Source organism: Arenibaculum pallidiluteum, from assembly GCF_017355985.1.
GTDB classification, from domain to species: Bacteria; Pseudomonadota; Alphaproteobacteria; order Azospirillales; family Azospirillaceae; genus Arenibaculum; species Arenibaculum pallidiluteum.
The window spans coordinates 158,138-171,420 of record NZ_JAFIQU010000005.1 but is presented as its reverse complement, the minus strand read 5'-3'; the positions used below and the strand labels follow the sequence as shown (position 1 = coordinate 171,420).

Here is a 13,283-nt window from a genome sequence, read left to right as displayed (position 1 = left end):
GGTACGCGTCCCACTCCACTCGTCGACGGAGACGTCGCAGGTCTTCACGCGCGACGCCCGGCAAGGGCGCAAGGTGCGCAAGGCCTTCTGTCACGATTGCGGCTCGCCCCTCCTCCGGGCGATGGGCACCTGCAGTGCCGCTGCGTCAGCGCACATCGTCCGCCGGATCGCAGCCCGCCGGAGAGTCCCGTCGGTCAACGGCTCGCAGCACCGCGCCTGCCTCCGGATCTTGCCCGCAAGCGGATGGCGGACTGCCTTGCCTGCTCGGCCCGACCGCGTCGAAGCAGAAGGTCGGCCACGGCGAGCGCCACGTCTTGCGGGATTGGAGGCGGATCCGCGCATGGCGGCACTCCCACGCCCTCGTAGGCCTGCTCCAGCGCGACACTGATCCCAAGCATCTCCGCGAACTCGGCACGGGAGAGGCGCAGGAACAGGCGGGCAGCTTCGAAGGTGCTCGGCGTCATTGCGGGAACAGCTTGGATGTGGGGGAGCTGTGCCCACTCCAATAGCGCTCCGCGATGCTCGGCACGCCCTTCATCGGGTCTATCTCGCCCGCTCACCTACTCCTTCGGCCGCTGCCGATTCCGCACTGCCGCATGTATCCTGCCCGGCCCGGCCCGAGGGCATGCACAGCATGAAGGATGACGGACATTGCCAGCGCAAAGACGTCACCCCGCGCACCGGAATGTCGGGATCGCGACCTGCGGCGCTGCCGAGCGGGGAGGTCCCTCAGGGCTGCGGGCCACGCTCCAAAAAGGTCTGGAGCGCTACGGTGCTGCGCGTGCCCTTGACGCCCTCGATGGCATAGATCCGGTGCAGCAGGTCCTCGAGGTCGCGGGTATCGGTGCAGCGCACCTTCAGCAGCACGCAAGCCTCGCCGGTCACGGAGTGCATTTCCTCGACACGCGGATCGGCCCGCAGCGCGAGCATGTCGGGCGTCTTGCCCCAGCCCGACGTCTCGACCTCGACGAAGGACAGCAGCGGCCGGCCGAGCAGCGTGCCGTCGAGTTCGACCGTTGTGCGCCGTATCGCGCCCGCACGCCGCAGCTTCTTCACGCGCTCGTGCACCGCCGGCGCCGAGAGGTGGACGAGTCGACCCAGCTCGGCATAGCTCAGCGTCGCATCCTCCAGCAGCAGGCCTAACAGCTTTCGGTCCACGGCGTCGACGCGGCCGGCACGCGGCGGATCCAGCCGAACGTCATCTGTTTCCGAATGCATGTGGCGCTCCAGCCATTGCGGCCTGATCATGTTCGGTCATCATGACGCCATGGCAGATGTCGTTCAACAATCCAGCCGCGAGGACCGGCGCCCAGCATCCACCCTGGGTCTGATGGTCGGCGTCGCCGTCATCGGCTCCAACTCGCTGGCGCTGAGCCCGATCCTGGACGACGTGGCGGCCGCGCTCGGCGCCGCCCCCGTCGAGATCGCAAGGGCGGTCGCCGCCTATGGTGCCGCCACCGCGCTGTCCGCCCTGGCGCTGGGCGGCGTGATTGACCGCCACGGTCCCGGCCGCGCCCTTGCCGCAGCCATGGCCGTGATCGCCGTCGCCATGGCCGCAAGCGCCGCCGCGCCGCACTGGCTGGCCCTGGCTGGGGCACAGGCGCTGGCCGGCCTCGGCGCGGGGCTGGCCCTGCCCGCGACCTATGCGCTCGCAACGGCCTCGGCGCCGCCGGGCGAAGGTGCCCGGGCGCTGGGCCGGGTGCTGCTGGGCTGGTCGGTGTCGCTGGTCGCCGGCGTACCGCTGGCTGCCGCGATCGCCGACGCAGCCGGCTGGCGGGCGGGCTTCGTGCTCCTGGCCGCCATGGCAGCCGCGATGGCCATGACGGCCCCGCGTCATCGCGACCGCATTCCCGCCTCGGCCGGGCCGCGCGGCTTCCGCGCTGCGCTGGCGGTGCGCGACGTTCCGGTCCTGCTGGGAATCTGCCTCGCCCTGATGACGTCCTTCTACGGCGTCTATGCCTTCTTCGGCACGCATATGCGAGAGCTGCTGGGGCTGACGGCGAGCGGCGCAGGGACGGCGATCCTGGCCTACGGCATCGGCTTCGGCGCCGGCGGCGCCGGGGACGGGCTGGCCGACCGGCTGGGTCCGAGGCGCGTGCTGCCCCTGGCGCTGGCCGGCGGCGCGGCGGTCTATGCGCTGATGCCGCTCGCGACGACGCTGCCCGCCTTCGTCGCCCTGGCCGGCGCCTGGGGCTTCGTGAACCACTTCGCGCTGAACATGCTGGTCCTGCAGCTTTCGGCCGCCGATCCCGCGCGCCGCGGCTCGATCCTGGGCGCCAACAGCGCCGTGACCTATCTCGGCGCCCTGCTCGGCGCGGCCGGACTCGGCGAGATTTTCGCCCGCGCCGGTTTCCCGGCGCTCTCCTGGACCGGCGCGGCCCTGATGCTGCTCGCCGCTATGCTGGCGGCGCGGCTGGCCCTGGCCAGGAGGCCGGACCGCCGCGACGGCGTCTGAGCGCCACCGCGGCGGCCCGGAGCCGTCAGCTCCTGAGCTGGGCGAGCAGCGCCTCGGCATCCTGCTTGCTCGGGAAGGAGCGGCCGGTGGCCATCACCTTCTCGAGCAGGCTGCGCGCCTCCTGCGGCTTGCCTGAGAGCTTCAGCGCGACGGCCAGATGGTACTGGATGTCGGCCCGGTCGGGAGCCGCGGCCGCGGCCTTGCGCAGCTTCTCGATGCCCTGCTCAACCCGGCCGGTCCGCACCAGGATCCAGCCGTGGGTGTCCACGACGTCGGGCGCGTTGGGGGCCAGGACGCTGGCCTGCTCCGCGATCCGCACGGCCTCGGGGTTGCCGCGCTCGTGCTCGGCCCAGGCGAGGTTGTTCAGAAGCGCCGCGTCCTTCGGGCTCTCGGCGACCAGCACCCGGTACTCGGCGGCCGCGGCATCGAACCTGCCGCCGCTCAGAAGGATCTCGGCAAGCTGCATGCGCACGGCCTTGTCCGCCGGCGCCTTGGAAAGCCAGGCTCGCAGCCCCTCCGCCGCGGCGTCAGGCTGACCGGCCCTCACCCGAGCGAAGGCGAGGTCGATCGCCGCCTGGGCCGTCGGCTTCTCCTCGAAGGTCCGCCGCATGGTCTCGACCGCGGCCTCGGGCTTGTTCGCGCGGAAGGCCAGATCGGCGCGCAGCCGCGACGCCTCGGTCGGATTGTGCGGCGCCAGCGCCTCGACATAGGCGGCGGCATCGGCGGTGCGCCCGTCGCGCATGGCGAGGTCCACCAAAGCCCGCGAGATCGCGGAATTCCCCGGCGCGATGCGCCGTGCCGCGTCCAGGGTCTGGCGCGCCTCGGCGGGCTTTCCGGCCACGAGCTGCGCACGGGCCTGCATCAGCCGGGCGGAAAGGCTCTGGGGTTCGGCCTCGGCGAGGCGCCCGAAGGCCTCGGCCGCCTTGGCGGCATCGCCGGCCGTCATGAAGGCCTCGCCCGCATCGGCATAGACCTTGGGCCGGATCAGGGCGATGCCCATCAGCTCGTCTGCCAGGACCGCGGCATCGGCGGGCCGGCCCGCCTGCCGGGCGAGGCCGACCAGTGCGGTGCGCACCGCGGCTGAAGTCGGCATGCTGCGCCGGGCGCCGTCCAGCAGCTCGGTCGCCTCGCCGGTCCGCTGCTGGCGCGACAGCCACTCGGCCAGGCGCAGCACCATGCGCTCGTCGGCGGGATCGCGTGCAACGGCCTCGCGCATGCGGCGCTCGATCGCGCCCGTGTTGCCCTCTGCGGTGTCGAACCGGTCGAGGTTGTCCAGGGCCGCGAAGAAGGACGGATTGCGGGCCAGTGCGCCCTCGATCAGCTTGCGCCCGCCCTCCCGGTCGCCCTGGGCCCAGCGCACGCTGCCCTCGAGGTTGACCATGACGAGGTTCTCGGGATCCTCCTTGCGGAGCGCGCGGATCCGCTCCAGGGCCCCGTCGAGATCCTGGGTGCGCACGAGTTCCAGGACCGTCACGACCTCTCGGGAGATCCTGTCGTCCAGGCCGCCGCCGTTCTCGGCCTTGCCGCCCATGCCCAGCAGGGTCAGCACGTTCTGGGCCTGGCGCGCGGCACCGGGATCGCCGCTGGCGGCGATGCGCTCGTAGGCCTTCGCGGCCGCGTCCGCGTCGCCCTCGCGCATGCGCACGCCGGCCATGAGCTGCAGCGCCGGCACGTCGCCGGGATAGTCCGCCAGCAGCTTCTCCAGCGTGTCGGCGGCCGAGCGCAGGTTGCCCATCCGGATCTGTGTCAGCGCCTGCATGCGGCGCGCGCCGATGTTGTGGGGCAGCGCCTCGGCATAGCGCGAGAGCGCGCGCTCGGCCTGGGCATACTGCTCGAGCTGGAACTTCACCACGCCCTCGAGAAGCTGCGCGGGGGCGAAGGACTGCACCAGCGGCTGGATCCCCGTAAGCAGCGAGTCCGCCTCGCGGAAGCGGGAATTGGCGGTCAGCGCGGTGGCCAGCAGGTACTTCGCCATGGCGTTCTCGGGCTGGCGGGCCAGCACCTCGCGCGCCCGGGTCTCGGCGCCGGGGACGTCGTTCATCTGGATCGCCAGCCGGCCCTGCGCCAGCTTCACGCCGACATGGTCGGGGGCGATCCCCGCGGCCTTGTCGAGCGCCGCCTTCGCGTCGTGCAGGCGGCCCACCGCCATGTCGATCTCGCCCTTCATCAGGAGCGCCTCGAGGGAGCCGGGCTCCAGCGCGAGCAGCTTCTCGACCTGCGCCTCGGCCGCCTGCGGGTCGCCGAGGCCGAAGAGCAGCCGCGCCAGCGCGAGGCGCGCGGGCACGTCGCGCGGCTCCTCCGCCAGGATCGCCTCGTACTGCGTGCGCGCATCGCCGAATTCGCGCAGCGCCACGTGGGCGTCACCGCGGACCATCATCTTGGCGCGCGCGTCCTCGGGCTTCCTGGCGCCGATGCCGACGACCTTGAAGACCTCCTCCGGCTTCCCGGCACCGACCAGGGCGCGGCCGAACAGGATCTCGATCTCGTCGCCGCGCCGGCCCTCCCAGACGCGGCGAAGCTCCTTCTCGGCCGCGGGGGCATCGGAATTCTGCAGATGGATGCGGCCCAGCAGCAGGCGCGCGTCCAGGTTCTCGGGGTCCTGCTGCAGCGCGTTGCGGAGCTGGATCACCGCGGCCTGGACCTTGCCGTCGTCGAGCTCCTGCACGGCCTCGCGCAAGAAGCGCCGCGAGCGCTCGGGATCGTTCGCCTCGGCATGCCCCGCCGCCAGCAGCGCGAGGGACGAGACCGCCAGGATCCGGGCGATCGGAGGAATGCGCATGGTCATCTCCCTGGTTCCTCTTCGTGTCCGCGGGCCGGCGTTCAGGCCGTGCCGCCCTGGAGGTTGTGCTGCTTGAGCAGGCTGTAGACCGTGGGCCGGCTGACGCCGAGCAGCTTGGCGACCTCCGACAGGTTGCCGTCGGCCGCCGCCAGCGCCGCCGACAGGGCACGCCGCTCGGCCTCGTCACGGAGCTCGCGCAGCGTCGCGAGCCCGCCGCCCGCGCCGTCGCCGTCCTCGGCGCCGGCCGGCGCCTGGATGCCGAGGTCGAAGGCTGTGACCACCGGGCCGTCGGCCAGGATCACCGCGCGCTTCACCTTGTTCTCGAGTTCGCGCACGTTGCCCGACCAGGGATGCGCGCGGATTGCGGCGATGGCGTCGGCGCCGAGCTTCAGGCGCTTGCGTCCCTGCGCCTCGCCGTAGATCCCGAGGAAGTGGCGGGCCAGCACGACCGCGTCGTCGTCGCGCTCGCGCAGCGCCGGGATGCGCACCGTGATCTCGTTGATGCGGTAGTAGAGGTCCTCGCGGAACAGCCCCTCGGCGATGCGCTTCTCGACGTCGCGGTGCGTCGCGCAGACGAGCCGCACGTCCACCGGGATCTGGTCGCGGCCGCCGACGCGCTCGATCACCCGCTCCTGCAGGAAGCGCAGCAGCTTGACCTGGAGCGTCATGGGCATGTCGCCGATCTCGTCCAGGAACAGCGTGCCGCGGTGCGCGCACTCGATCTTGCCCTTGACCTGCCGGACCGCGCCGGTGAAGGCGCCCTTCTCGTGGCCGAAGAGCTCGCTTTCCAGCAGGTTCTCGGGGATCGCGCCGCAGTTGATCGCGACGAAGGTGCCCTTGCGGCCCGACAGGTCGTGCAGCGCGCGGGCGACCAGCTCCTTGCCGGTGCCGCTGTCACCGAGCACGAGGACCGAGGCACCGGAGCGCGACACCTTCTCGACCATGCGGCAGACCTGCTGCATGGCCGGGCTCGCTGTCACGATGCCGCAGAAGTCGGGCCGGCGCGAGCTCGCGAGGCGCCGGTTCTCCTCCTCGAGATCGTAGAGCGCGAAGGCGCGGGCCACGATCATGCCCAGCACCTCGGCATCGATCGGCTTCTGGTAGAAGTCGTAGGCCCCGAGGCCCACGGCCTGGACGGCATTGCGCCGGTCCTCGTTGCCCGTGACGACGATGACCTTGGTCTCGGGCGCGATCGCCAGGATCTCCTCCAGCGCGCGCAGCCCCTCTGTCGCGTCGTCGGCGCTGGGCGGCAGGCCGAGATCGAGGGTCACCACGGCCGGCCGGTGCGCCCGGACCTGCCTGAGCGCCGCCTCGCGGCTGTCGGCGGTCAGGACCTCGTAGCCGTCGAAGGACCAGGTCAGGCCCCGCAGGATGCCGGGATCGTCGTCGACCAGCAGCAGTCGGCGTCCGCTCATACCGTCTCCACTCCTTGTTCTGCGGCTGCCGCGCCGATGCACAGCGGCAGCGTGATCCTCGCGATGGTTCCCTCGCCGGGACGGCTCTCGACGTCGAGCCGGCCGCCCCAACCCTCGACGAGCGCGCGGCACTGGAACATGCCCAGCCCGAAGCCCGCCTCCTTGGTTGTCGAGAAGGGCCGGAACAGCTCCTCGGCGACGAAGCGCTCGGTCATGCCGGGCCCGTCGTCCGCGACCTCGATCACCGCCTCGCCGGAGCCGGTCCGACCGGCGACCCGCACCCGCCCGCCCGCCTCGGCCGCGTTATGCACGAGGTTGTCCAGCACGCTCTGGAAGCCGTCGGGCTCGACCCGGACGCGATCCCCCGGCAGCGCGCGCACCATGACGGCGCCCGGCTCCAGCCGCGGGTGGCGCGCGCGAGCGAGAAGGTCGTCCAGCGCCACCGGGACCAGGCGCGGCTCGGTCGCGCTGGCGTCCTTCAGGCGCACCAGCATGGCTCGCATCTTGTCCACGGACTGGCCGATGGTCGCGAAGGCGTCGCGGCGGAACTCCGGCTTGTCGCCGTGGCGTTCGGCGTGCTGCACGATCAGCGAGAGTTGGCTGACCAGGTTCTTCAGGTCGTGCGCCATGAAGGTGAAGTTCTGGCTCATCCGCTCGAAGCGGCGGGCGAGCGCGAGGTCGCGCGCCACCTGCTCCTCGGCGATGTAGCTGCCGATCTGCACGCCCAGGATGCCCAGCAGGTCCTCGTCCTCCCAGGTCAGCGCGCGCGGCGCGCGCGGCTGGACGATCAGGACGGCGCCGACTGGCACGCCCCGGGCTGAGAGCGGGACCAGCAGCCAGGGCTCGTCGAGCTGGCGCAGCCAGGCGAGCGAGGCCTCCTCGCCCGCGCCGTCCGCGAGATCCATGCCGAGGCGCAGGTCCAGCACCTCGCGCCGCTCGTCGAGACGGGCCGCGAGGCCGGAGGGCAGCGCCGCGAGCGGGGCCGAGCCCGGCCAGTTCCAGCGGGCGGCGAGGCCGTAGCGTTCCCGGGCGTCGCGCAGGAACAGCGCGCCGCCCCCGGCATCCAGCACCTGGGCGACGGCGGCGATCGCGCGCTCGTGAAGATCGGCGCCGCCGGGGCCCATGGTCGCGATGAAGCGCAGCCATTCCCGCCGGTAGTCGTAGGCGAAGCTGAAGAAGTGGCGCGAGATCAGCACGCGCAGGCGCGCCCGCAGCCCGCCCGAAAGCAGCAGGGCAGCCAGCAGCACCGCGGCTCCGACCAGGAACAGGATCTGCACCAGCGGCCCGATCCCGAGCCCGGTCTCGCGCATCAGGTAGCCGCCCGCGGCGACCGCCACGAGGTAGATGCCGCTGCCCAGCAGCGCCGTCGTGTGGAAGACCGCCTCGCGCGAGACCGACACGTCCAGCGAGAGGGAGCGGATCCGCGCCGCGCCCACCAGCAGCAGCGGGATCACCAGCGTGTTGACCAGTGGCCGCGCCGTCGCGGTGGTGATGTCGACCGCCCGGAACAGCAGCGCCTCGGAATAGTGGAAGAGGTCGAAGGCGAAGATAGTGCCGGCGCCCAGCAGCAGGTGCTTGAACGACCAGCGGGCCGAGGCGCTCGTCCAGCGGAACAGGTTCTCGACCAGCAGCAGGCCGACCACCGCCAGACCCAGCCGCGCGATCAGCGCCACCACCGGATCGACGGGAACAATGGCGGCGCCGAGCCCGACGGCGAGAAGGGCGACGCCGGTCGCCAGCTCGGGCCGGGCGAGCAGTCGGCGCCCGTCATCGGGGTTGACCTGGCGCATCAGCAGCACGAGCAGCACCAGCCAGCCTCCGGTGCGCAGGATCTCGGCTGCTTCGGCGAAGCCGGCGGGCACCGGCAGCAGCATCGCCGCGAGCTCCGTCCCGGACCAGATCGACGCCAGCGCCGCGGCCGCGACGAAGCAGACCCCGGCCAGCCCGCGGCGCCACCCGGCGGCGAGCAGCAGGGCCATCGCCGCGAAGGCGACGCCGGCGATCGCGTGGCCGGCCAGGTACAGGGTTTCTTCGGTTGCGAGATGGGCCATGGGATCCGTCTTGCGTTGGCCGGAGTTTGACGCCCTAGCCGCGGCCGCAGGAGACGAGGGATCGGATTAGCCGCAATTTCGGGCGAGCGCCCCGTCCGGCTCCCCGCGGGATTAACCCGGTCCGCCGGAAGCCGCGGCAGCCAGCGTCCTGGGCACCGGCGAGAGGCGTCGGCCGCGGCGTGCTGCGGGCGCCGGCGCGGCGGCGGCCAGCGCCTCGCGCGCTGCGCGCTGGGTCAGGCAGGCGATGGCCCCGACCAGGAAGAAGCCGTCGTAATAGGCCAGCGACAGCGCCGCGCCGCCGATCATGTAGCCCAGCAGCGAGACCTGGCACATGCGGCCGAGATCGCGCGCCCAGGCGAGTTCGGGCCTGTCCTGAGCGAGCCGCACGGCCCGGCGCGCGTCTCGCCAGATCACCAGCAGGATCGCCAAGAACAGCCCAAGTCCCACGAACCCCTGGTCGCCGAGCACCTGGAAGTAGATGCTGTGCGAGGCAAGGCCCCGCCCCTCGCTGGCGATCAGGCTGTCGGGATTGTACCGGGCGAAGATGCGGGCATCCTCGGTCGCCCCCAGCCCTGCCCCGACGAGCGGCCTGTCCACGGCGGCATTGAACGCGAACTGCCAGGCCTCCAGGCGGCCCGTGAACGAATCGTCCTGCTGTGCGGACTTCAGCGTGTCCATCCGCTCGAACCACCGGTCCGGCATGATCGCGAGGCCGGCGGCCAGCACCAGCACCGCCGCGACGGCCGTCACGAACTTGTGCCGCGACTTCAGCCACAGGAAGCCCGCCATTCCCAGCATGGCCAGGAAGCCGCCGCGCGAGAAGCTGCCCAGGATCGCCAGTGCCGAGAGCGCCATGGCCGCCGCGAGGCCGTGGCGCACCATCGGATGGCGGGCATGGGCGCGCAGGAAATGCATCAGCGGCAGCGTCATGACGAGCGCCAGTGCCAAATGGTTGCGGTCCTCGATCTTGGTGTTGGGCGGGCCGAGAACCATGCCCCCGGCGCCCGTCAGGATCGTCCAGAGGCCGCCCTTCACGCCGAAATAGGCCAGCGAGAGCACCAGCATCCAGGTCAGCGCGACGATTCGGACCGGCTTGGTCGTCAGGCCGAGCACGAACAGGATCAGCAGCAGCGCCTTCGTGTTGAGATCCCACCAGTGGGCGGAGCGCTCGGGCGCGAGGCTGAGCTGGGCGCACAGCGTCATCCAGCCGATGAAGAGGACGACGAGCCAGGTGAAGGCCTCGTTCGGCAGCGCCTTGCGGTCGCGCGAGATCAGCCATCCGAGCGCCGTGACCGCCACCATGAGCTGGTTCAGCGGCAGCGTTCCGGCGATGCCCCAGCCGAGCTGGTGCGGGTTGTTCAGGCTCAGCCACACCCAGGCCAGCACGCCCGCGAAGGGATGGGCGAGCGCCAGCGCCGCGAGGGCGGCCACGAAGCCGAGAAGCAGGTAGTCCCTCATGCCCAGTCACTCATGGGTGTCACTCACGGGCCTGTCGCTTCTGGAAAGTTCGTCGGCGAGCGCCGCCGGAAGACGGCCGCCGGCCAGGCCTTCTCCCCTCCGCCCGCGGTGACGCGCTCGAAGGCTGCATCCTCCGTCATGGCGGCCGCCATCGGGCTGTCGCGGCCGAGGACGAAGACGTCGGCCCGCACGGCGGCCTGGTCGGCATTCAGGTCGGCGGGGACGGCTGCCGCATCGCTGTTCCCGAGGAAGGGCACGTCCGCCATCCAAGCGAGATAGAGGCCGAAATGGGTTCCGTCGCGGACCGAGGCGACGCCGCGGACCCCCGTGCCCAGCGCCGCCGCTGCCGGGCGGGCCGCTTCCAGGTGTGCATGCTTGCGTCCCAGGACCATGAAGGCAGCCTGGTCCGCCGCGGGCACGGCGAAGGACGCCGCGACCAGAGCGGCGGGCAGCCATCGCCGCACGGGGCCGAGTGAACTGCCGACGGCGTGGCTGAGCCCAAGCGCGGCGCCGAGCAGGATCGGAATGCTCGCCACGAAGTAGCGGTCGTCGCCGGCGTAGACCGGCAGGTACGCGGCGGCGACGCATGAGGAGAGCGGCAGGGCGAGCCGCCAGGGCTGGGCGCGCCATCCGGCTCGGCCGAGGCCGAGCGCCGCGAAGACCGCCGCGGCGAGGCCGAGCCCGGCCATGTCGAAGCGGGCAAGGCGGCGCAGGACCTCCTTCGCATTGCCGGCGACGAGGCCCGCCTGGTGGCGGAGATGGGCTGCGCTCTCGAACGGGGACCAGTCCTCGTAGGGAAAGATCGTCGGATCCTCCCAGGTGGTCAGCCGGCCTGGAGGCGGCTCGTGATGGATTCGGAAGGTCGGATGCCCGCGGTCTCGGTCCGGCGGACCAGCGATCGCGTGGTTCGGCGCGCCGCTGGTGGAGAAGGTTGGCGCTCCGTAATGCAGCGACAGCGCAAGGATCCACGGCAGGGCGACCGCACCGAGCCCCAGCCCCGCGGCGAGGGCACAACGCAGCGACGCGGTCAGCCCGGCCCGTCCAAGCCACCAGCGCAGGCCCTGGACGCAGCCCACCGCCAGCACGGCTGTCGGCAGCATCACTGCCTTCGCGAGATAGGCGAAGCCGAACAAGACGCCCGCCTGCAAGCCGCAGCGCGCATCCATGTCCTCGTCGACCAGCCTCGCCATTCCGGCGAGCAGGAGACCCGCCGCCAGGAGGTCCGGCGTCACGGCCACGATGGACCAGACGGCCGCGAGCAGGGCCGCGATCCAGAAGCCCGCCCGCAGCTCGGCGGGCGGCAGGCGGAACGCGGCGAGCAGGGCCCCTGCCCCATGCAGGAAGACGAGGCCCGACAGGCCCATGGCGACGCGCATGGCCACCACGGGATCCAGGCCCAGGCGCAGAAGCGGCGCTGCGAGCCAGGGCAGAAGCTGCCCCCAGTAGCCCGTCACGGCCAGAGCCCAGCGCCCCTCGGACCAGTAGAGGGCCAGCCGGGCATAGGCGACCCCGTCCGGATTCGCGAAATCCTTCGCCGCCACGCCTGCGAGCGCAAGCAGGACGATGGCCGCGCCCCAGGGCAGCAGCCTCGCCCCGCGCTCGAGGCGAAGAGCGCCGGATGCTGCGCCCCCCGCCGTATCTGCCCAGCCGGTCACGGCGCCGTCCTAGCCGCGGCGGCCGAGGTCGAGGATGGCGGCCAGGAAGGCGCCGATCGCGATCTGGCAGCCCGCCAGCAGCGCCGTCAGCGAGGGCACCAGCCCGCGCATGAACATCTGGTAGTTCAGGTCGCCGAAGCCGCCCATCCCCCATGTCGCGATGGCCGCGAAAGTCCCTCCTGCGCCGGCGAGCACCACGACGCCGCCCAGCATGAGAGCCCGCTCGAGCGTGAAGGCGCGTCGGTACGCATCGAAGGTCTCGCCCAGCGGCAGCAGGTCATGGTTGATCGCGAACTGCTTGGCCAGCAGGAAGAAGACGATGAACTGAAGCCCGAGCAGGGTGCTCGCCATCGCCATCATCAGGCTGTGCACGTCCAGCACCACCCCGCCGAGGGCGAGCGGCCCCGGCAGGACCGCGGCCATCAGGGCGAGCCCCAGCGCCGTCAGGGTCACGCCGGGATACAGGAACAGCCAGCGGGGACTGTGCACCAGCAGGAACTTCAGGTGCCGCCAGCCGTCGCGCCAGCTCCGCAGGTGGGGCGGCCGGTCGCGACCGTCCTTGGACAAGGTCGTCGGCACCTCGGTGATGCGGAGCCGACGCAGCGTCGCCTTCACGACCATCTCCGAGGCGAACTCCATGCCCTGGGTCGTCAGGCCCAGTCGCAGGATCGCCTCGCGCTCAAAGCCGCGGAGCCCGCAGTGGAAGTCGTTGGACGGGCTTCCGAAGAACAAACGCCCGATGAAGGTCAGGACGGGATTGCCGAGATAGCGGTGCAGCGGGGGCATGGCGCCGGGCTTGATACCGCCCTTGAAGCGGTTGCCCATCACCAGCTCGTGGCCTTCCCGCAGCTTCTCGACGAAGGCGTCGAGATGCTCGAAATCGTAGCTGTCGTCGCTGTCGCCCATGACCACGTAGCGGCCGCGTGCCGCCCGGATCCCTGCCCCCAGCGCCGCGCCGTAGCCGCGGAGGGGGACCGGCACGACGCGCGCGCCCAGCGCGCTCGCGATGGCCTGGCTGCCGTCCGTGCTGCCGTTGTCGGCGATCACCACCTCGCCCTTCACGCCGCTGCGCCGCAGGTAGCGCTGCGCCTTCTCGATGCAGGCCGGCAAGGTCCGCGCCTCGTTCAGGCACGGCATCAGGATCGTCAACTCGCAATCCGTGGCGGCATCCTCGGCCGCTGGAAGCTCCGCGGTCTTCTCGAGCAGGACGGGCATCGGCACACCCCTTGATGGTCTTCGCCCCGTGCCTTGGCGCCACGGGCGGATACCGACAATTGCGCGGATCTTCATCGCGGGGTGAGCGCTCTCCGAGCGTAGCCCGAGCGCCTCCGCGCCGAAAGAAAGGGGTATGTCGCACGGCGTTCCCTGCGCCGCGGCAGGCACCCCGCGAAGGCATTGGCGACGCAATCAGCCTAAGCCGACGGGCGGCCTGCCGCCCTGGCGCGCCGTGCCGTTGAATGCCGCCGCCGA

At 71.9% G+C, this 13,283-nt stretch carries 8 protein-coding genes; 1 reads left to right on the top strand and 7 read right to left on the bottom strand.

Annotation, left to right across the window (positions count from 1 at the left end; genetic code table 11):
- Positions 1-729: 729 nt before the first annotated feature.
- On the bottom strand, positions 730-1,218 hold the full coding sequence (locus tag JUB13_RS12720; protein WP_207479401.1) for an Lrp/AsnC family transcriptional regulator: 489 nt from the start codon (positions 1,216-1,218) through the stop codon (positions 730-732).
- Between the two features lie 49 nt (positions 1,219-1,267).
- Between JUB13_RS12720 and JUB13_RS12715 the strand changes: the two genes are divergently transcribed.
- Positions 1,268-2,455, top strand: a complete 1,188-nt coding sequence (locus JUB13_RS12715; RefSeq protein ID WP_207479399.1) for an MFS transporter — start codon at positions 1,268-1,270, stop codon at positions 2,453-2,455.
- Between the two features lie 25 nt (positions 2,456-2,480).
- Here the strand turns inward: JUB13_RS12715 and prsT are convergent, their stop codons facing one another.
- The 6 genes from prsT to JUB13_RS12685 form a co-directional block, all read right to left on the bottom strand.
- Complete coding sequence (gene prsT, locus JUB13_RS12710) at positions 2,481-5,234, bottom strand: XrtA/PEP-CTERM system TPR-repeat protein PrsT (RefSeq protein ID WP_207479396.1); 2,754 nt, start codon at positions 5,232-5,234, stop codon at positions 2,481-2,483.
- A 41-nt stretch (positions 5,235-5,275) separates the two neighbouring features.
- The gene (prsR, locus tag JUB13_RS12705) at positions 5,276-6,649 is read right to left on the bottom strand and encodes a PEP-CTERM-box response regulator transcription factor (RefSeq protein ID WP_207479393.1); all 1,374 of its coding nucleotides are present in this window, start codon (positions 6,647-6,649) and stop codon (positions 5,276-5,278) included.
- The gene (gene prsK / locus JUB13_RS12700; protein ID WP_207479391.1) at positions 6,646-8,700 is read right to left on the bottom strand and encodes an XrtA/PEP-CTERM system histidine kinase PrsK; all 2,055 of its coding nucleotides are present in this window, start codon (positions 8,698-8,700) and stop codon (positions 6,646-6,648) included. Before prsK ends, prsR begins: the two co-directional genes overlap by 4 nt.
- Positions 8,701-8,811: 111 nt before the next feature.
- Positions 8,812-10,158 carry a putative O-glycosylation ligase, exosortase A system-associated gene (locus tag JUB13_RS12695; RefSeq protein WP_207479388.1) on the bottom strand — a complete coding sequence of 449 codons (1,347 nt, stop codon included), beginning with the start codon at positions 10,156-10,158 and terminating at the stop codon, positions 8,812-8,814.
- A 23-nt stretch (positions 10,159-10,181) separates the two neighbouring features.
- Positions 10,182-11,813: a hypothetical protein gene (locus JUB13_RS12690; protein ID WP_207479385.1), complete on the bottom strand. Its 1,632-nt coding sequence runs from the start codon at positions 11,811-11,813 to the stop codon at positions 10,182-10,184.
- A 9-nt stretch (positions 11,814-11,822) separates the two neighbouring features.
- On the bottom strand, positions 11,823-13,028 hold the full coding sequence (locus JUB13_RS12685; RefSeq protein WP_207479383.1) for a glycosyltransferase family 2 protein: 1,206 nt from the start codon (positions 13,026-13,028) through the stop codon (positions 11,823-11,825).
- Between the last annotated feature and the right edge of the window lie 255 nt (positions 13,029-13,283).

Bases quoted from the DNA above. Each gene is read 5' to 3' on its own strand.
- JUB13_RS12720 (WP_207479401.1), bottom strand. From the start codon at position 1,218: ATGCATTCGGAAACAGATGACGTTCGGCTGGATCCGCCGCGTGCCGGC.
- JUB13_RS12715 (WP_207479399.1), top strand. From the start codon at position 1,268: ATGGCAGATGTCGTTCAACAATCCAGCCGCGAGGACCGGCGCCCAGCA.
- prsT (WP_207479396.1), bottom strand. From the start codon at position 5,234: ATGCGCATTCCTCCGATCGCCCGGATCCTGGCGGTCTCGTCCCTCGCG.
- prsR (WP_207479393.1), bottom strand. From the start codon at position 6,649: ATGAGCGGACGCCGACTGCTGCTGGTCGACGACGATCCCGGCATCCTG.
- prsK (WP_207479391.1), bottom strand. From the start codon at position 8,700: ATGGCCCATCTCGCAACCGAAGAAACCCTGTACCTGGCCGGCCACGCG.
- JUB13_RS12695 (WP_207479388.1), bottom strand. From the start codon at position 10,158: ATGAGGGACTACCTGCTTCTCGGCTTCGTGGCCGCCCTCGCGGCGCTG.
- JUB13_RS12685 (WP_207479383.1), bottom strand. From the start codon at position 13,028: ATGCCCGTCCTGCTCGAGAAGACCGCGGAGCTTCCAGCGGCCGAGGAT.